This is a genomic window from Polynucleobacter sp. 15G-AUS-farblos (assembly GCF_018882445.1).
Taxonomy (GTDB): domain Bacteria; phylum Pseudomonadota; class Gammaproteobacteria; order Burkholderiales; family Burkholderiaceae; genus Polynucleobacter.
Genome location: NZ_JACVOM010000006.1, coordinates 69,387 through 87,828, shown reverse-complemented (window position 1 = coordinate 87,828; position 18,442 = coordinate 69,387). Strand labels below are relative to the sequence as shown.

The window sequence follows — 18,442 nt, the reverse complement described above, 5'->3', positions numbered from 1 at the left end:
GAACTCCTTTTTTATAAAGGTACTTTGGTCAACATGTCACGGTCAGTCACACCAGCAGCCACTTCGCGTAAAGCAACTACAGTGGCTTTATCTCTAGACTCAACACGTGGAGAGTGACCTTGAACCAATTGACGAGCGCGGTAAGTCGCAGCCAACACCAGTTCAAAACGATTAGGAATGGTTTTAAGACAATCTTCTACAGTAATACGGGCCATGCTGGACTCACTTAATTTAGCTTCAATACCTATAGGATAACTGATTAGACCCCGAGTCGCTTTAAAAGCGCTGGGTTTCGGGCCATGCTAGGCCCAGATCGTAGCCGGCTAGCGGCCAAAATATGCTTTAAGTCCACCAGAGCTTGCTCAAAGGAATCGTTTAAAACAATAAAATCAGCCTCATGGGCATGCTGTAGCTCAATATGAGCAGCCGCTAAACGCCTTTGAATTGTGGCCTCATCATCCTGACCCCGTTTGCGTAAACGCTCTTCTAAGGCCTCAATAGAGGGCGGAAAAATAAAGATCCACTGGACTGAAGGAATCAGTTTGCGTATCTGCTGAGCACCCTGCCAGTCGATTTCTAGCATGACGTCACTGCCTGATTGCATCTGCGATTCAATCCAAGGTTTCGAGGTGCCATAAAAATGACCATGCACTTCAGCCCACTCTAAAAAATGTCCCTGGTCTCGTTCGCGAATAAATGCCTCTTTCTCCACAAATCGATAATCTTTTCCATCTAACTCACCCGGCCGTGGAGCACGTGTCGTAGTGGATAGGGATAACTTCAAACCAGCATCCTCTTGTAACAAGGCATTTACTAGAGACGATTTGCCAGCGCCTGAAGGCGCCACAATCATCAACATACTTCCTTGATAGGCAGGAGTCAAAATTGGACTGGTCATAAAAGTGATTGTATGGATTACTCTAAATTTTGTACTTGTTCACGCATTTGCTCAATGAAGAGCTTTAACTCTAATGCAGCTTGAGTACATTCTTCTGAAACCGATTTTGAACTTAATGTATTGGCCTCGCGATTAAGTTCCTGCATCAGAAAATCTAGACGCTTACCTACAGGGCCATTAGCAGCTAAGGCAGTATCTACCGCCTGTAAATGGGTCTTTAATCTCGCAAACTCTTCTGCAACATCAATTCTGACGGCATACAGTACAACTTCCTGACGGATTCTTTCCATCAACTCTGGGCCGCCCTTTGACTGCTCTTGAGCCGCAAGGGCCTCTGATAGTCGTTCAGTTAATTTGTCTTGGTACTGCGAAACATATTCTGGAACCTTAGGTTCAATCACCCGCACAATGTCACGCATCATTTGAGTGATATTGGTGAGCACTCCAACCAGAGCCTTACCTTCAGCATGACGACTTTCCATCAACGCCGCTAAGGCAGCCCGCCCCGCTTCCACAGTAGCCGCAATCCAACCTTCCTCTTCTCCTCGAGGCTCTGAGACCACACCGGGCCAGCGCAAAATATCCGAGATGGTCAACGCAGCTGATTTAGGAAAAGCTTCTTGAGCCTTCTCTTGGAGGGTATAGAGTGCATCAAGGCGATCCTTATTGAGGGCACCCAATACATGGGGATTGGCTTTGCTTTGAGATCCAGACCCGGCATTTACCCTCCAGGCTGCTCGAAACTCGACCTTGCCACGCGACAGTGCCTGAGTCGCCATTTCGCGTAAGGCAGGCTCTGCCCCGCGGCATTCATCCGGAAGACGAAAGCCTAAATCCAGAAAGCGGCTATTCACAGCCCGACATTCCACCTGCAGATCAGCAACCACACCCCCTCCTAGGGAGACTTGGCGGGAAGCGCTGCCATAACCAGTCATGCTCGATATCATATGAACATTGTAGATTGATAGCTAACGAATAGGACCAAATTCCATGAGCACCACAAACCAAGGCAATATCAGCCGCCCTAGCGGACGCAATCCCCAAGAATTACGCCCTGTCACTATATCTAGAGCCTTTACCAAACATGCTGAAGGATCCGTGCTGATTGCCTTTGGAGATACTAAGGTGCTATGTACTGCCAGCATCCTAGAAAAGGTGCCTCCACATAAAAAAGGCTCTGGAGAAGGTTGGGTTACAGCGGAGTACGGAATGCTGCCCCGTTCCACCCACACTCGTAGCGATCGTGAAGCGGCCCGAGGTAAACAATCTGGTCGTACCCAAGAAATTCAGCGTCTGATTGGTCGCGCCATGCGTAGCGTCTTTGATTTAAATGTATTGGGCGAGCGTACGATCCATTTGGATTGTGATGTACTGCAAGCGGATGGCGGCACGCGAACTGCTTCTATTACCGGCGCCTATGTTGCTGCTAGAGATGCCGTAAATCAATTACTTAATAGTGGCGTACTCACTAAAGACCCCATCATCGATAGCGTCGCTGCGATTTCTGTTGGCATCTATCAAGGAACTCCTGTGCTCGATTTAGATTACCCAGAAGATTCCTCATGCGATACCGATATGAATGTCGTGATGACCGGCAAAGGCGGCATGATTGAAGTTCAAGGTACCGCTGAGGGCGCTACTTTCTCGAGAGCAGAGTTAGACTCACTTTTGGATTTAGCTGAAAAAGGCATTCGCGAACTTAGTCGATTACAAGCGGACTGTTTGAAATAAATAAGCGCATGCAAAAACTGGTTTTAGCCTCAAACAATGCTGGCAAGCTAAGAGAATTTCAAGCTCTATTAGCCCCCCTTCAATTTGAAGTAATACCGCAAGGTGATTTGGGTATTCCTTCCTGCGAAGAGCCACACCCTACCTTTGTCGAGAATGCTTTAGCTAAAGCGCGACATGCCAGTGCTGCCAGTGGATTGCCCGCCCTAGCAGATGACTCAGGAATTTGTGTTGATGCTTTGGGTGGTGCGCCCGGGGTTTACTCTGCTCGATATGCAGGGGAGCCTTCTAATGATGCTGCCAACAACCACAAACTCATCACTGCTTTACAGGGGGAGTCTAATCGAGCAGCGCATTATGTATGCGCACTCGTCTTTGTAAATCAAGCTGATGACCCCAAGCCTCTTACTGTTCAGACTAAATGGCATGGACTCATTCAGGATGCAGCTGTTGGTGATAACGGCTTTGGATATGATCCGTATTTCTTTCTCCCTGATCAAAACATGACAGCCGCACAACTTGATCCAATCCAAAAGAATGCGATTAGCCATCGAGGTCAAGCATTAAGAGAACTCATTACGCAATTGAAAATGCGCGCTGCATGATGATGAACAGTAGTTTGAATAAAGCAAACCTTACAGCGCTGCCACCTCTCGCTTTATATATTCACTTTCCTTGGTGTGAAAAAAAATGTCCTTACTGTGATTTCAACTCTCATCAAATTAAAGAAGGTGCGGGCGTTAAATCTGGCTTTGATGAAGAGCAATATATCAATGCATTGATTGCTGATTTAGAAACCGAGCTACCCCGCATTTGGGGCAGACAGGTTCATAGCATTTTTATTGGTGGTGGCACACCGAGTTTGCTCTCGGCCCAAGGAATGGATAGATTAATTTCTGCTATTCGTGCTCGCATCAATTTAGAGCCTGACGCAGAAATTACCATGGAGGCTAATCCTGGCTCTGTTGAAACGGAAAAATTTGCTGGATTTGCTAAAGCTGGCATCAATCGTGTTTCTTTGGGTATTCAAAGCTTTCAAGATGAACAGCTCAAGGCCTTGGGACGAATTCATAATGGCTCAGAGGCAAAACGTGCAATTGAAATTGCCCTAAAACATTTTAAGTCGGTCAATTTGGACTTAATGTACGGGCTTCCGATGCAAACCTTAGATGATGCCAAGCGTGATGTGGAGACAGCCCTGTCTTTTAAAACCCCTCACCTGTCTTTTTACAATCTGACTCTAGAGCCCAATACCTACTTTGCTAGCTTTCCACCTAAACTTCCCAAAGAAGAGGTGATCGATGCCATCTTTGAGCAGAATTTAGAACTGCTTTCCAATGCAGGCTACCAACGCTATGAAGTATCTGCCTATGCTAAGCCTGGCATGGAGTGCAAACATAATCTGAACTACTGGCGCTTTGGTGATTACATTGGCATTGGGGCTGGCGCTCATGGAAAAATTTCCTTCCCTGACAAAATCACAAGACAAGTACGCGAACGCCATCCTGAGACTTATATGCAGAATATGGAAACCAAAGGTAATGCTTTGATTGAAGCGAGAGAAGTTCCTGCTTCTGATCTGCCCTTTGAGTTCATGCTCAATGCTTTACGGCTTACTAATGGCGTGGCAACCAATACCTTTACGGAGCGCACAGGCCTGCCATTAAATGTCATTAGCAAGGGCCTTGATGAGGCTTCTAAAAAAGGATTACTAGATCCTAATCCCATATCTCTTAAAGCAACTCCACTAGGCTTGACATACTTGAACAATGTTCAAGAAATTTTTCTGAATTAAGTTATTTGCCAGTCCAGGTTGGCGCTGTACCACTTAAAAATGATTTAACTCCATTTTGGAAGTCAGAACTTCCATAGGTTTCATAAATTAAATCCTGACAATCCGTTGCCAGATTGCTAATCTGTCTCGCTATCATCTGCTTGCTAGCTTTTTGCGTGATTGGCGCTAAAGTTGCGAGTCGATCAGCTAACTCTGAAATGGCTTCATCCAAGTCTTTTTCATCGCACACTTTCAATAAATATCCTTGCTTCAATAGCTCTTCTGCTGGAATGAGTTCCGCCAAGAGCAGCATTCGCTTTACCAAGGGAACTCCCAAGTGGCTGACTAGCCAAGCTAAGTTATTGGATGAAAGGCAATTGCCAAGTGTTTTCGCGATCGGCACGCCAAAGCGTGCATTGTTTGTGGCAATTCGAAAGTCACAACAAGTAGCAATGGCCAAGCCACCGCCGACAGCCATCCCCTCAATAACAGCAATGCTTGGTATAGGCAGCATAGCTAGGGGACTTAAGTATTGATCAATTCCCTTTTCATATAGGAGACCGTCATCACCAGAACGAAAATCTGAAAATTGGGCAATATCGCTTCCAGCTACAAAAGCTTTGCCTCCAGCCCCCCGAAGCACTAAGACACGAATGGCTGGGTTTTTAGAAATCTCAATACAGATCGATTGCAAACGTTCATACATAGCAGCTGTCATGGCATTTCTGGCAGCTACATGATCTAAGCTTACATAAGCAAGCTTACCGCGCAGTTCATAAGTAACTTCTGCGCGGCGATCCGGTTGATCTACAGCAGTCATCAAAACCGACTTATTCAGCTTTGATATTCAGACTCTTCACTAAGCGCTGATATTTTGCAAGCTCGCCTGCTAAAAATAAGCTAAATGCCGCTGGTGTGGCTGGACCGTCAGGCTGAAGACCCTGTGAGTCTAGGGTTTTCTTAATCTCTGGATCATTCATTGACGCTCTTACTGCCTGGTCAATTTTATTTACGAGTGCTGGGTCCATATTCTTTGGCCCCATGACTGAGTACCAATTCGTCACATCAAAACCAACGATGCCAACTTCATTAAATGTAGGGACGTTGGGTAACAGCGCCAAACGTTTAGGTGTTGAGATAGCTAAGGCCTTGAGATTGCCTTGACGAATTTGCTGCAAATTAGGAGGCAATGTATCGAAGTTCATGGTGATTTGACCACCGAGTAAGTCGATAATGGCTTGACCACTTCCTTTATAGGGAACGTGATTCATTGAAATGCCTGCTATGTTTGAAAACAAAGCACCAGCTAAATGTTGCGTACTACCAATACCTGAGGAGCCATAGGTCATTTGACCAGGATTGGATTTGGCTAAAGAGATTAATTGGGCTACAGAATTTACAGGTAATGAGGATTTCACTACTAATACATTAGGCACATAACCTAAGTAAGTGATAGGTGTGAAATCAGTGGCTGGGTTGTAAGGTACGTTCGTTAATACATATGGAGAGATTGCATTTGAATTAGAGTGCCCCATTAACAAGGTATAGCCATCTGGGTTAGATTTGGCTACTAAATCAGCGCCAATGGTTCCAGCAGCTCCCGCCCTGTTTTCTATGACAACACTTTGACCCAAGAGCTCACTCATTTTGGGAGCGATTGCTCGAGCCACAATATCTGTACCACCGCCTGGCGCAAAACCGACAATCAAGCGTATCGGTTTATTGGGATAGTTAGACTGAGCCATTGCCAACAAAGGGCATAAGCCAAGAATAAAAGTAGCAATAATACGAGTGGCCATCTTTGGTGCCTTAACCAACATAGAGTCTCCAATTTTGTTTTAATTGTGTTTGATACTATTAGTTAATCATATAAAAACAATTGAGACAATGACGAAAACACCTATAAATGAGGCAAAAAGGCCATTACCCCTATCAGGTGTAAGAGTTTTAGATGTTAGCCAAGTCATGGCTGGCCCCTACTGCTGCATGCTACTGGCCGACTTGGGTGCTGATGTAATAAAGATTGAACCCCCAGGCACTGGTGACCAAACTCGAGGCGCCATGGGATTCAAGATGAAGGGCTCAGATAGCATGGGCTTTCTGAATATGAATCGCAATAAACGCAGTCTTACTCTGAATTTAAAAACTGAGTCAGGGAAAAAGGTATTTTTTGAGCTAGTGAAAACTGCGGATATTTTGGTAGAAAACTACCGTCCTGGGGTAATGAAAAAATTGGGTATTGACTACCCTAGCTTAAAAGATATCAACCCAGGCTTGATCTACGCCAGCATTTCAGGGTTTGGACAAACCGGTCCTTGGGCAGACCGCCCAGGCTTTGATTTAATGGCACAAGCGATGTCTGGCGTGATGAGTGTCACTGGCTATCCCGATGGCCCCCCAGTCAAGGCAGGCGTCCCAGTGGCAGATATTGGTTGTGCCCTGTTTGCTACTTATGGAATTTTGTCGGCTTATATAGGAAGGACGAAAACAGGACAAGGGCAGTTTATTGATGCCTCACTCTTTGATTCTGCATTGGCATTTTCAATCTGGGATACATCTCAGTATTGGGGAACTGGGGTAGAACCCTATAAGCTTGGCACTGCAAATCATATGAGCGCTCCATACCAGGCGATGAAATCTGCTGATGGGTATTTTGTCATGGGAGCAACCAATCAAAAACTATGGAAACAGCTGTGTGAAACAATCCATCGTCCAGAATTATTTGAAGATGCGCGATTTAAAACCAACCCATCAAGGCTAGCCAATCGGCTCGAGCTCGCCTCTGAGCTAGAAACAACATTCACTAAAAAATCCAGCGATGAGTGGGTTGATTTATTGCTTGCCGCAGGCATTCCTGCTGGACCAATTAATACGTATCCACAAGCATTTGATAGCGAGCATGGGCGCCACAGAGAGATGCGCATAGAAATTGATCACCCGATTGAAGGCAAGGTGCCCAATATTGGTTTTGCCGTAAAGATGAATGGCACCCCTCAAGAGGTGCGCAAACACCCGCCTTTGCTCGGAGAACATAACCATGAAATATTGACTGAACTAGGCATTTCAGGGGAAGAACTCAAATCGCTTGAGGTAGGCGGTGCATTTGCACCTTAAAGCCCTAGCTTCAAAGGCAGTCAGACCTTAGACATCCATATTGACTAAGCTCATCTTGCATTGATGAAGCAGTTTTTAGTTAGTCTCATTTGGAAAAGGTAAGAGCAAGATAAATTGAGCCCCGCCTGCAAGACGAGTTTGATACCCAATTTTTCCACCGTGACGCATTACGATATGCTTACAAAGCCACAGCCCTAAGCCCATTCCCTTGTCTCGATCAGTAGAAAGTAGTTCAAAGAGATGAGCTTGAGCATCTTGCGAGAGTCCAGGACCACTGTCTTCCACTGAGATTTCTACGCCCTCTTGAACATAGCGTCCCGATATAGTGATGATCTTTTCTTGAATGTGTTCTGAACTCAGTGCTTGGATGGCATTATTCATTAAATTGAGCATCACTTGCTGTATTTCACTGCGATTAACGCGCAGCATTAATTTGTCTTCTAGGTTTAAGACAATCTGAATAGACCTAGACTGTAGCTCTGGGCGCACAATACTCATTACTGAATTCATTAATTCAGAAAAATCGATACTTTCAGCCGATAACTTCTCGTCTGCAAAGATAGATCTTAACGATCGGATAATAGTTGCAGCACGCTGATTGTCCAATAATAAGGCATCCAAAATCTCCTTTTGCACTAAAGGATCGACATCGCCCTCCGCCAATTTCTTTTGCAGAAATTGAATATTCAGATGCGATGCACCAAGCGGTTGGTTTAACTCATGGGCAATCGAAGCAGACAAGGCGCCTGTTGCCACGGTTTTGTTTGCTTTCAATAGTGAATTAATTAATGTCTCACGCTCGAGCAGTAATTCTTTTACTTCTTGGTTTTCTATTTGAGAGCGAATATTGGAGATAGAAATCCGCTCTGACCAATAGCCTCCAATCGCAATATAGGAGAGTGTATTCATTACCAATTGAAATATCGTTGCCAGAATTAAAAACTCTGGAATTTGTTCCACATCTCGAATCGTAAAGGATTGACCAATTAATACAGCAATACGCGATAGGGCTAAAAATAGTTCTGCAAAAGTAGCGTACTGAAGATATTGCAACTGAGCAGAGACCTCTGCGGCCCGTCTCTTACGAATGGCCATAATTTGCCATCCATACAGAACACTTGCAAGACTAGCCATCACAATGGTCCTCATCTCAAAGGTTCCGAGATGACGCATCACTTCAAACAAGATCGCAAATATCAGCAGGCCAACTCCAAATGCATATGCCTCGCGCCTTGTAACCTTTTGATTCAAAGATTTACAAAACAAGCCTTGGAATATTGCTGCTGCCACAAAGAGTGTATTGGCAACGGTAAAGCTAAATTGCGGCTTCGCAATATCATTCACCGTCAAAACACCCCCACCAAATACGAATAGCGCTAAAACACTAATTAATAAAGAGCCCATCCAATAAGGACTAGGTTTTACTAAGTTTTGTTTACGGTAATAGTGATAGATGCCAACTAACAATCCCGCCTGTATAAAGGCTAGGATAAAAAAGTATAGGGAAAGCAAGAGTTTCATACTAGCTATCGTACATTGATAGATTAATTATTGAGCAATTTACTGACCCACCCTAAATAACTCAAGAACAATACTTTCCTTCCAGCGTACGAGCATCGCTTACCTTGTCATCGACCATTTGATTAAGCGTTTTATTGGCAATCTGACGATTCTCAGGTGTTTTAAGGCTTTGATTAATCAGGCTAGACACATCCTTACGTATAGAGGTATTACCGTAGCGCAGGCTCTTCAGAGTAGATACCGCTTCTGCTGAAATCTTGCACTGTTGCGTTACAAGCTCATTGGAGTCCGAAACATTATTTGCAAAGGCAAATGCAGCAACCGAAATACAAGCAAGCGCTAAAAGTATTTTCTTCATTTTTATTTCCTTAGTTTGTGACCGCAAGTAGGACAACAGCCAAGATCTTTTGCCTTGGTTTTTCTTAATGCTGCATAAACACCGGACTCTGAGATTTCAAGTTTTCGGGCCGCCTGAGCTGCAGTCATCCCCTTCCCTATCCATTCCAAAGCCATCTGTGTTTTCGGTATTTGTCGCTTCATATCCTTTACTATACTACAGAAGTACTGAACTTCACAACTATAATTACAAAATAAGTGAAAACACCTAGTGCCGATGCTCACGATCTCATTTGAATGGTGGATTGGTAGAAAAAGAAGAAGCCCAGCAAGGGGCTCTTAGAACAAGTACTGGCAGAGATGAGGTCTAAATTTTGCCTTTTCTACCAAGTCCACTAATGCCCACTAAACCCTGAATCTATAAACCCTGAAGGTAGAAACCACTTCTAAGGAATCCATTCAAGCTCTCTAAAATCCATGTTTTACTGGTAAGCGAGCTGGTAAGCACATTATGGATACAAAAAATGGTATTTATAAATTAGATAGGATGCCGGAAGATTAAACGCCTATCTGAGATTCGATGAAGTCGCAGACTAAAAGATTAAATGGCGCTGGATGCCCTGCATTCGGAACCTCAAGAGTTTCCATCTGTGGGATAAAGCTCTTGGCACCTTCTACGCGTTGCTTAGTACAAATCTTGGACTCTGCACCATAAATCAAGCCTACTTTTCCTTTAAAACCCTCTAGGGCCTCATGAAAGTTCATACCCCAAACATCTGCTTTGTATGAGAGATCAAAATGCCCAGGGAGCTGAACATCAGAGATAGCTTTTTGATCAACGCTTAAAGCTTTCGCTAGCTCCCGCACCTCCTTGAAGCCTAGATCATATTTCATCGATTTATACAGAACGTATAGGGATGTCCAATTAACTGTCAACGCAATATCATTCAAGATGATTCCATCAATCTTTTTGCCAAATATTTTGGCAAGGTACATAGCTAAGACCCCGCCCATGCTCGTACCAAGGATAGTAATCTTTTTATTCGACCCACCCTCATTCAAAATAGCGCCTTGAATTAACTTGCTTATATCGGATAAATATAGTGACATTTTATAATCGCCATACTCCTTAATGTAGTCAGACTCACCTCTGCCCGAAAAATCGACACTAATGACTTTACAATTTTCAAATTTAAGAAAATAAGCATGAATGACCATGAACGATTCTTTGGTCTCGAGTAATCCAGGGAGGCAAATTAAAATATTATCTCCATCCAAATCGCCCGATACGGTGTAGGCAATTTTTCGAGGATATTCCGGATCCTTAATCGTAAAGAATCTAGTCTCAGGGGGAGTGCTAACCGCCATTCTTAATGGCTGACAGCTTATAACAGGGCTATTTTCAATGGGCGCAAACTCGGTAGCAGGTTCGTAAACACATATCTCAACATCATGAACGTCTTGAGCAATAGTGGTAACAGGTTTTTGGCCATTCAATTGAATTGCTTTAATTACTCCCGCTTTAACTTCCTTCAAAACATCCAAAATATTCTTCTTCATACAATCATAACCATCATATTTCACTGACCAATAGACTTCAATGCTTTCACTCTATAGAGTGCTCATGACAGAATTACTTAAAGTGCACCAAATTGTGAAATTAAATAGTTAAACCACCGTTAATGAGGCGTTATAAAGCTTGCGCCTGCATAAACTGTCTTTGGTTTAATTGGAAACAGCTGTTTCTGCGCTTGTGACATTGTTTTAATTCAGAAGTGATTGTCTTTAAGTTATCTACGACTGTAACTACTCCTTATCGCCATATTTAGGCATTCAGCGTCTTAAGCTCCCCAAGCAGGATCCATGCGTACAAGCTTCTTAAGACTTTTTCCACATAGTGATCTAACTCGTTGGCGCTCAGCCTTTAGCCAGCCGAGTGCAAATAGCATATTAGGATCATCTTGGCTAAGAACCTCAATGCGTGAAATTGCTACGCACATATCATTAAATAATCCGAAATATTCCAGCGCATCCGCTATGGATTTATTGAATTTTGCGTACTTGCTTTTATTGCAATAGTCCCTAAAAAATTCTAGGGAGTAGCGTATAAACTTCATCTTTTTTCTGACTGAATGAATTTGATCGTCTTGTAATTCAGAAAATCGCGAAGCCCTATCAGCTACAAAAGAAAATCCACCATCCAATAGTTTATTGATCGTTTTTCTGACTAGCCTTACTTCCTCTTTATCACCCCTTCTATCTTCTGGATCAGCACTTATGGATACGCCAAGATAGCTAATCGACATTACTCCTACCAACAGCAATTGAAACTCACTATTTTTTGTAATAAAACAAGGGTTTGGTAATTCCTTGATGCTGGCGAGCCTAATTTCAGGGCCTCCGAGAGATAAAAGAATTGGATTTAACGTGCCCGTCACATAATTGCTGTCTCTATAGCCGCCCAGCTGATCAAAAGCCCTTTTGAAAGCCTCAAGCTCCTCATCCCCTAAATGAATATCATGCCTGGCTAAATACTTGAAGAGTACCTTTAGTCGGCGCAATCCAACCCTCAGTTGATGTAGGTATTCTGAATAATGATCTAACTCAGCATTCAGTGCGCTCTGGTTTGCCAACACTTGCTGCAGACACGAGTCAATTAAGCAGGTAATAATTTCTTGTGCATTCTTCGACTTGTTTAGGGATATTGCTTTGGCCCTCATTGCAGGACTAGCCTGTAAACCATTGGCCAACAAAAATCCACGCTCGGATTTGCTTCGGGTATCGATATAAGCGCCATGATTCTTGATCAGATTTTTTGCATGGGAAAGAACATCGAGAGGCTCACCCGCTTTGAGCTCAATTTCTAGTTCAAGCACTTTGATGCTGGACGCACAGTCATTTAATTGAGAATAAATAAAGCCACTATCTAGTGCGTACTCCAGAGACCCAAGCTGAGTTTTTATAAGCGCTTTTCTACGCCAAATATCTGTTTGATAACTCACTCTCAAATCATCTGGCTTTAAATTTGGGCATTTTTTGCGCAAAAGTTGGCCAGCATCGTGATTTTGATGAAGATCTAGATTCCACTCTGGCATCTCTTTGCCCACTGCCGACAATGTCACATTGTGCTCAAGGCGCTCTAGCGGGTTTGGAGTGGAAGCTTTTAGTGTTTGCATCCATTGACGGCCTTCTTTTCGTAGACGAAATGCAAAGCCTGCCCGAGTTAATACGAAATCTGGGGTGTCTATATAGAAAGCCTGCAAATGCTGTCGACGGATGCCGCCATTGGAGATAATCAGCTTTTCAATGGCCTCTAGCTGATCCTCCGGGAAAAGGAGTTTGATTTCGAATTCATTGGTATTTTCAACTGTCATACTTAGCCATTAATTTAGCAAACTTAATTTGACCGCTCTTTGAGTAAAAATTTCATGCCAGTCTTTAAAGTCGAATGTAAATTTAACTAGCGAGCAAGTAGACATGGCAATTGGTTCGCCGGCTATAAATGACGCCAGATTCATAAGCCCTGGGTTGTGCCCAACAATCATTAACGAATCTATTTTCCTTGAGACAGATGAAATAATTTTCAGAAGCATCATGGTTTCGGCGCCATATAAGTCATCATTTGTTGCTAAATGGGAATGCGTTGAGCGCAAGGCATTTGAAATAATCTGTGCTGTAGTAATAGTACGAACTGCTGGGCTTAGAAGTATTAAATCAAACGATATGCCTTTTTTGACTAACTTAGTAGCTAACTTATTCGCATCTCTAACGCCCTTATCTGACAAAGGCCTATCGATGTCCTGAATCATTAACCCACCCGTGATAGCTTTCGCATGTCGCAGGAGGAATAATGATTTAGACATACCTATTTTGCCTTTTTAACTTTTCTGGAAAGTTTTCTATATTCCATAAGATCTAAGACTCCGGTTTTGCTTAACCTTTTCAAGATGTCGTTACATAAACTCATAAAGCAAGCATTCATTGTGTAAATTGTATTCTTTAAAATCACTAAACATTACATATCTGCTTAGTTAATTCAAATGCATGTCTTGCTATAACGCGTTCTTCGTCAGTATTGATTCTCAAGCAAAGGACCCTAGACGCCTTTGAAGAAATAATTGTTCCTCCATTGCGGTTAGACTCCCTATCCAAATCAATGCCAATCCAAGACATTTCATTTAGAACCCTTTCTCGAATCATTACCGAGTTTGAGCCAATTCCACCGGTAAAAACAATGACATCCAAACCTGCCATTAGTGCTGTTAGAGCGCCAATTTCACGCTTTACCTCCCTAACATAATAATCAATTGCTTCTTTTGCCTCGGGAAGAGTGGATGCCTCGAGGATACGCATATCATTCGAAAGACCCCCTGATAATCCCTTTAGCCCAGATTCTTTATAAAGGATCTCTGATATCTCGTTAGCACTTAAACCTTCACGTTGCATCATATACAGCAATACGCCTGGATCAATTTCTCCACAGCGTGTGCCCATAGGCAATCCGTCTAATGAGGAAAACCCCATTGTAGAAGCAATAGAAACACCGCCTTTTAATGCAGTCATTGAGGCACCATTCCCTAAATGAGCAATGATTACCTTACCACCGGACTCGCCGGGAAACTTCGTCATTAGTTGCTCTGCTATATATTCATAAGATAGACCATGAAAGCCATAACGACAAACGCCTTGGTCATAAAAATATCGCGGGATAGCATAACAATCCTCCACAAATGAATGTGTACGATGAAACGCTGTATCAAAACAAGCAATTTGAGGAATGGCTCCAAAACTTTCTTGCGCAGCTCTAATTCCAGCAAGATTATGGGGCTCATGAAGCGGAGCAAGAATCATCAGCGCCTCTAAGTCCTTCATGACTTTTTCAGTAACAATAACAGGAGCACTATATTTTTGGCCACCATGAACAACACGATGGCCTACTGCAATAATTTCAATTTCATTGGCGGTACGATGTAACCAATTAATCAACTCGGATAAAGCTTCGCGATGATTTTTTGGTGGGGTAGCATTAGGCCAATTGAGACTAACTTGATTGTTGTCTGAATGCCACCTTACTGTAAAGCGAGCATCTCCACCAATATCGTCTATCTGACCTACCAAAATCTGGTTTAGCTGAGGTAGTAAGAATACCGAAAATTTGATAGATGAGGAACCTGCATTGATAGTAAGTACAGCTTGACCACGTAAATTCTTTTCATTGTCCATAATTTAGAAACTAATCAGTTAGCAATGCTAAAGAGTAAAAGTCGAATATCCATTTTTAAGAAATGCATGGTACAGCTGAGCTAAAGCGCAAGAGGCGAGTCTGGCACGTTCATTGTCAGCACGACTTGTTAACATGATGGGCACTTGTGCACCAAGCACCAATCCAGCAGGCTGCGCATGAGAGACAAATGTCAATTGCTTAGCTAGCATATTGCCCGCCTCCAAGTTAGGCACGACCAATATTTGCGCCTTTCCAGCTACCGGCGAAGTTAAATGCTTGGTCTTCGCTGCACCCATATCTATTGCGTTATCCATAGCCAGAGGGCCATCAACTAAACCGCCAGTAATCTGTCCACGATCAGCCATTTTGGCTAAGATAGCGGCATCCATGGATGAGGGGATATTGAAGCTGACGGTCTCCACCGCAGAAAGAACAGCAACATATGGCAATTTAATGCCGCAGGCCCTTGCCAGATCAATGGCATTTTGAATGATGTCTACTTTAGTTGGAAGGTCAGGCGCAATATTGATGGCCGCATCAGTGATGAATAATGGCTGCTCTAGACTAGCTACGTTTAAGACAAAAACGTGTGATATCCGCCTCAGGGTTCGCAACCCCCGGTCTTTCTTCACCACCTGCGACAGCAATTCATCTGAATGTAAATTGCCTTTCATAATGGCTGATACTTTTTGTTGATGAACTAACTCAACAGCTTTGGCAGCCGCTGATTTATGGTCAGCAATATCAATTACTTCTATATTACTGATATCAAAGTGAGCTTCATCGGCAGCTTTTTGAATTTGATTACGTGCGCCAATCAAAATAGGGATTATTAACCCCTCCTTCATGGCTAAAAAAGCGCCCATTAAAGAAGTTGAATCGTCTGGGCAAACTACCGCAGTCAGCATAGGCTCTAATTTTTTAGCCTCTGAAATCAATTTATCAAAATGATCATGTTGATCCATTAACAAGCCTGGTAATTCGCTGGGATTTAAATAGATATTTTGTAATGGCGCATCAACAATAGCCTTACCAGATGCAATGCAATCACCATTTTGTCCCATTACAGTGGTGCCAAACATCACACTTGGACTATTACTCTTTTCCAGCAAAGTTACCGTAATTTTTAAGAGGTCACCCACATGGGCTCTTCCCATAAACTCAAAATCCTGAGAGAGGTAAAGGGTGCCAGGCCCCGGAAGAATGTTGCCTAAGACACTAGAAATCAGTGAACCAAGCCACATGGATGGAGCAACTGCTGAGGTACCTCCCTCATTTTCTAGATCAAGATGAGGAATATTCAACGGATTAAGATTGCCCGAAGCATGAGCAAACAAAAATAAGTCACGGGATGTCACCAGCTTTTCAATTGAGGCAGTATCCCCTACTTTAAGCTCATCCCATGTGCGATTTTTTAATCCATTCACTGATGCATTCATGATTATTCATCCTTGGTATCAGCTTGTAAAGTGCCATCTTCTTCATTCACCACTAGAGATTCAGAAGGCACAGTCTTATGATTAAGCAACTCTTCAATTTGTCCGTACATCTTTAATGCAAATGGATGCATTGTGTCTCGTGGACCAGCAATATCCATTACCAATTTCAGTGCCTTTTTTCTCGCAGTTTGTGTATTGAGCAAAACTGGGAGTGTATACATTGCCAACTTTGGCTCAAAATCTACGATCAGCGCTTGTTGGTGGACTATTTTGACAATGTCTTCATGATCCATATCAGGAAATAATTTAGAGTGACCCAAAGCAATCAGTTCGCGCTCTAAACGTGTTCTACGAACATATCCACGGGCATCATTTAATAGATGCAATATGCGAACTACCCCTTCAGCCAAGCCGCCTTTATCCACATTCTCCAATGCATGTTGCACTTCAGGCATCTGGCGGACATCAACAGTGGTGCGTTTCGGCGTACCAGAATCTTTAGGACTAATAAAGGCCTTAATCATTGGCGAGGAATAAATTGAAAAGAAACTTGTTTCTGTCATTGAGTCGCGCATATTGCGATACAGATTTAACTGAGTTTCGATGAGTTCACTAGCCACCTTTTCAGCCATGATAAATGGATTATCTCTACTTGCAGGCTTTCGCTCCCGAACAATGGACTCTGCAGCCTTATCAAGCATGGGCATGATTGGGTTCTTATCAGAGAAAATAACGCGTTGCGTTCTCAGGGGATGAGACTCGCGAATGAGCTCCGCAGTTTCTGGGGTCGCCATATTCTGGATCACTGGCCGCACAAAACGATCGTATAACTCAGTATTGATATTTGACATTTGAGCTACTTCAGTAAATAACTGCTCATCATCCCTGCCATCACCCAAAGCTAGGATATCCCCCATTCCGCGGGGCTCAAACCGAATATGCACTCGATCCTCTTCATCATCTAACTTCATCTCATAAAGCCCTGGGGAGAGAGCTTCAATGGCACGAACGGTATCGGTAATGGCTACGTGCTCTCGTCCGGCTATTTGGCTAGAAACAAAAATGCCCAAGTGACCAATGGAGTCATGCAGCATATAGACGATTCTTTGACCACGCGCCTTAACTTCTTCAACACTAGCGTACAGGTCAGGAATCCAATTGAGAGCCTGCTGTGGAGGGGTGATGTTATCGCCATGGGAAGCGAACACAATAATAGGTGATTTTATTGCCTTAAGATCTACGCGCTCCATACCTAAAACAGCATCGCCGGTTGCTAATTTATTCCCGATAAACAGATTATCTAAAATCCAACGCATTTCAGCTTCAGTCATGAAGCAGTAGCCGCCCCACCATTTTTCAAAGTCCAGAAAGCGCTGAGCTTCTGAATCCACATTCGAATACAGCTTGTAATACTTACCAAAGAAACTGTTTGCAGGATTTAAAGATTCAAAATTGGCTACTAAATTAGCGCCGTCAAATAAACCATTCCCAATATCAGCCAACATTAACGCAGACATTGCTCCGCCACGCATTCCTCCTGTATAGCGCATGGGATTATCACCAACCTTACCCGCCCAATAGGACATCGGTGAACCATTGAGAACGATAGGGCCCATCAACTCAGGAACAGCCGCTGCTATCAACATTGCCGCCCAACCGCCTTGACAATTACCAATCACAATAGGCTTAGGTGAATGTGGATGCTGCTCAATAATATGTTTTAAGAAGATAATTTCTGCATCACGAACATCTGCAATCGTTTGAGTTGGCTCAGGCATTGGTCTAAATGCAACGAAATAAACTTGGTGGCCATCTGTAAAAGCCTCGCCTACTTGGCTATCTGGTTTAAATCCTCCGATACCTGCACCATGGCCTGCTCTAGGATCAATAATCATGACTGGTGCACGCTTCTCATCAATGACGACCCCTTCTGGAGGCGTTATTTTGAGTAATAAATAATTTACTGGCGAACTTAATTCTTTGCCATCAATAATGACCTCATAAGCAAAATCTAAGACTGGCGGCATGCCTGACTCTACGTGATCAAGGTATACATTCCCACGCTTGCGCAAAGTCTCAAAAACCAAAGCACTCCGTTGTGTAGAGTCAGTTAAATACTCTTGCCACATCCCCCAAAGAGCGCTTGGCTCTGAAGTCATCAATGAACTAACCTTTTCTTTTGTTTCCTCGAGCAACTTTTCAATCCTCTTAGATTCTGAGAGGGCAACCTGTTGCAATTTTTGACTATGAATTGATGTCAACTCTGAGATTTTGTGTAGGGATTGTTTTTGACCTTGACGAGATAATTCGGCGGCGCGCATATTCTTTTGCAGAATATTTCTATAAGAATTGATGGGATTGTATTGGCTAAAATCAAACATAACTACCTCTCATGGACTCGAAAAATT

General features: G+C 43.3%; 17 protein-coding genes. 4 read left to right on the top strand and 13 right to left on the bottom strand.

What is annotated here, in order from left to right; translation table 11 throughout:
- Nucleotides 1-11 precede the first annotated feature (11 nt).
- Genes rpoZ through ICN41_RS10320 form a run of 3 tightly spaced genes read right to left on the bottom strand, consistent with a single transcriptional unit; the run spans nucleotide 12 to nucleotide 1,845 of the window.
- A complete protein-coding gene (rpoZ, locus tag ICN41_RS10330; RefSeq protein WP_011902918.1) occupies nucleotides 12-215 on the bottom strand; it encodes a DNA-directed RNA polymerase subunit omega in 204 nt (67 codons plus the stop codon).
- A 44-nt stretch (nucleotides 216-259) separates the two neighbouring features.
- A complete protein-coding gene (gene gmk / locus ICN41_RS10325; RefSeq protein WP_216292844.1) occupies nucleotides 260-898 on the bottom strand; it encodes a guanylate kinase in 639 nt (212 codons plus the stop codon).
- Nucleotides 899-915: 17 nt separating this feature from the next.
- A complete protein-coding gene (locus ICN41_RS10320) occupies nucleotides 916-1,845 on the bottom strand; it encodes a YicC/YloC family endoribonuclease (protein ID WP_216292843.1) in 930 nt (309 codons plus the stop codon).
- 43 nt (nucleotides 1,846-1,888) lie between these two features.
- Here ICN41_RS10320 and rph point away from each other — a divergent pair, with 43 nt between their 5' ends.
- From rph to hemW, 3 genes are read left to right on the top strand one after another with little or no spacing between them, the layout of a single operon-like run.
- The gene (gene rph, locus ICN41_RS10315) at nucleotides 1,889-2,629 is read left to right on the top strand and encodes a ribonuclease PH (RefSeq protein ID WP_216292842.1); all 741 of its coding nucleotides are present in this window, start codon (nucleotides 1,889-1,891) and stop codon (nucleotides 2,627-2,629) included.
- An 8-nt stretch (nucleotides 2,630-2,637) separates the two neighbouring features.
- The gene (rdgB, locus tag ICN41_RS10310) at nucleotides 2,638-3,231 is read left to right on the top strand and encodes an RdgB/HAM1 family non-canonical purine NTP pyrophosphatase (protein ID WP_216292841.1); all 594 of its coding nucleotides are present in this window, start codon (nucleotides 2,638-2,640) and stop codon (nucleotides 3,229-3,231) included.
- The gene (hemW, locus tag ICN41_RS10305; protein ID WP_216292963.1) at nucleotides 3,231-4,421 is read left to right on the top strand and encodes a radical SAM family heme chaperone HemW; all 1,191 of its coding nucleotides are present in this window, start codon (nucleotides 3,231-3,233) and stop codon (nucleotides 4,419-4,421) included. The genes rdgB and hemW overlap by 1 nt, the downstream gene beginning before the upstream one ends.
- 1 nt (nucleotide 4,422) lies before the next feature.
- Here the strand turns inward: hemW and ICN41_RS10300 are convergent, their stop codons facing one another.
- The gene (locus tag ICN41_RS10300; protein ID WP_216292840.1) at nucleotides 4,423-5,220 is read right to left on the bottom strand and encodes an enoyl-CoA hydratase/isomerase family protein; all 798 of its coding nucleotides are present in this window, start codon (nucleotides 5,218-5,220) and stop codon (nucleotides 4,423-4,425) included.
- Nucleotides 5,221-5,230: 10 nt separating this feature from the next.
- Nucleotides 5,231-6,220, bottom strand: a complete 990-nt coding sequence (locus ICN41_RS10295) for a tripartite tricarboxylate transporter substrate binding protein (protein ID WP_216292839.1) — start codon at nucleotides 6,218-6,220, stop codon at nucleotides 5,231-5,233.
- A 67-nt stretch (nucleotides 6,221-6,287) separates the two neighbouring features.
- On the opposite strand from ICN41_RS10295, the gene ICN41_RS10290 reads away from it, so the two are divergent.
- Nucleotides 6,288-7,514, top strand: a complete 1,227-nt coding sequence (locus ICN41_RS10290; RefSeq protein ID WP_216292838.1) for a CaiB/BaiF CoA-transferase family protein — start codon at nucleotides 6,288-6,290, stop codon at nucleotides 7,512-7,514.
- A gap of 75 nt (nucleotides 7,515-7,589) precedes the next feature.
- Here the strand turns inward: ICN41_RS10290 and ICN41_RS10285 are convergent, their stop codons facing one another.
- The 8 genes from ICN41_RS10285 to ICN41_RS10250 form a co-directional block, all read right to left on the bottom strand.
- Nucleotides 7,590-8,981 carry a sensor histidine kinase gene (locus tag ICN41_RS10285; RefSeq protein ID WP_255537978.1) on the bottom strand — a complete coding sequence of 464 codons (1,392 nt, stop codon included), beginning with the start codon at nucleotides 8,979-8,981 and terminating at the stop codon, nucleotides 7,590-7,592.
- A 115-nt stretch (nucleotides 8,982-9,096) separates the two neighbouring features.
- Nucleotides 9,097-9,393 carry a hypothetical protein gene (locus ICN41_RS10280; RefSeq protein ID WP_216292836.1) on the bottom strand — a complete coding sequence of 99 codons (297 nt, stop codon included), beginning with the start codon at nucleotides 9,391-9,393 and terminating at the stop codon, nucleotides 9,097-9,099.
- Nucleotides 9,394-9,929: 536 nt separating this feature from the next.
- Nucleotides 9,930-10,931, bottom strand: coding sequence for an alpha/beta fold hydrolase (locus ICN41_RS10275; protein WP_216292835.1), 1,002 nt, complete (start codon nucleotides 10,929-10,931; stop codon nucleotides 9,930-9,932).
- Nucleotides 10,932-11,212: 281 nt separating this feature from the next.
- Nucleotides 11,213-12,745: a CHAD domain-containing protein gene (locus ICN41_RS10270; RefSeq protein WP_216292834.1), complete on the bottom strand. Its 1,533-nt coding sequence runs from the start codon at nucleotides 12,743-12,745 to the stop codon at nucleotides 11,213-11,215.
- Between the two features lie 9 nt (nucleotides 12,746-12,754).
- Complete coding sequence (locus ICN41_RS10265; protein ID WP_216292833.1) at nucleotides 12,755-13,234, bottom strand: histidine phosphatase family protein; 480 nt, start codon at nucleotides 13,232-13,234, stop codon at nucleotides 12,755-12,757.
- A gap of 145 nt (nucleotides 13,235-13,379) precedes the next feature.
- Entirely contained in the window at nucleotides 13,380-14,594 is a 1,215-nt protein-coding gene (locus ICN41_RS10260) for an acetate/propionate family kinase (RefSeq protein ID WP_216292832.1), read from the bottom strand.
- Nucleotides 14,595-14,621: 27 nt separating this feature from the next.
- Entirely contained in the window at nucleotides 14,622-16,034 is a 1,413-nt protein-coding gene (locus ICN41_RS10255) for a bifunctional enoyl-CoA hydratase/phosphate acetyltransferase (protein WP_216292831.1), read from the bottom strand.
- A 2-nt stretch (nucleotides 16,035-16,036) separates the two neighbouring features.
- The gene (locus ICN41_RS10250; RefSeq protein ID WP_216292830.1) at nucleotides 16,037-18,415 is read right to left on the bottom strand and encodes a DUF3141 domain-containing protein; all 2,379 of its coding nucleotides are present in this window, start codon (nucleotides 18,413-18,415) and stop codon (nucleotides 16,037-16,039) included.
- Nucleotides 18,416-18,442 lie beyond the last annotated feature (27 nt).

Excerpts from the sequence above, each read along its gene's own strand:
- rpoZ (WP_011902918.1), bottom strand. The coding sequence starts at position 215 with ATGGCCCGTATTACTGTAGAAGATTGTCTTAAAACCATTCCTAATCGT.
- gmk (WP_216292844.1), bottom strand. The coding sequence starts at position 898 with ATGACCAGTCCAATTTTGACTCCTGCCTATCAAGGAAGTATGTTGATG.
- ICN41_RS10320 (WP_216292843.1), bottom strand. The coding sequence starts at position 1,845 with ATGATATCGAGCATGACTGGTTATGGCAGCGCTTCCCGCCAAGTCTCC.
- rph (WP_216292842.1), top strand. The coding sequence starts at position 1,889 with ATGAGCACCACAAACCAAGGCAATATCAGCCGCCCTAGCGGACGCAAT.
- rdgB (WP_216292841.1), top strand. The coding sequence starts at position 2,638 with ATGCAAAAACTGGTTTTAGCCTCAAACAATGCTGGCAAGCTAAGAGAA.
- hemW (WP_216292963.1), top strand. The coding sequence starts at position 3,231 with ATGATGAACAGTAGTTTGAATAAAGCAAACCTTACAGCGCTGCCACCT.
- ICN41_RS10300 (WP_216292840.1), bottom strand. The coding sequence starts at position 5,220 with ATGACTGCTGTAGATCAACCGGATCGCCGCGCAGAAGTTACTTATGAA.
- ICN41_RS10295 (WP_216292839.1), bottom strand. The coding sequence starts at position 6,220 with ATGTTGGTTAAGGCACCAAAGATGGCCACTCGTATTATTGCTACTTTT.
- ICN41_RS10290 (WP_216292838.1), top strand. The coding sequence starts at position 6,288 with ATGACGAAAACACCTATAAATGAGGCAAAAAGGCCATTACCCCTATCA.
- ICN41_RS10280 (WP_216292836.1), bottom strand. The coding sequence starts at position 9,393 with ATGAAGAAAATACTTTTAGCGCTTGCTTGTATTTCGGTTGCTGCATTT.
- ICN41_RS10275 (WP_216292835.1), bottom strand. The coding sequence starts at position 10,931 with ATGAAGAAGAATATTTTGGATGTTTTGAAGGAAGTTAAAGCGGGAGTA.
- ICN41_RS10270 (WP_216292834.1), bottom strand. The coding sequence starts at position 12,745 with ATGACAGTTGAAAATACCAATGAATTCGAAATCAAACTCCTTTTCCCG.
- ICN41_RS10265 (WP_216292833.1), bottom strand. The coding sequence starts at position 13,234 with ATGTCTAAATCATTATTCCTCCTGCGACATGCGAAAGCTATCACGGGT.
- ICN41_RS10260 (WP_216292832.1), bottom strand. The coding sequence starts at position 14,594 with ATGGACAATGAAAAGAATTTACGTGGTCAAGCTGTACTTACTATCAAT.
- ICN41_RS10255 (WP_216292831.1), bottom strand. The coding sequence starts at position 16,034 with ATGAATGCATCAGTGAATGGATTAAAAAATCGCACATGGGATGAGCTT.
- ICN41_RS10250 (WP_216292830.1), bottom strand. The coding sequence starts at position 18,415 with ATGTTTGATTTTAGCCAATACAATCCCATCAATTCTTATAGAAATATT.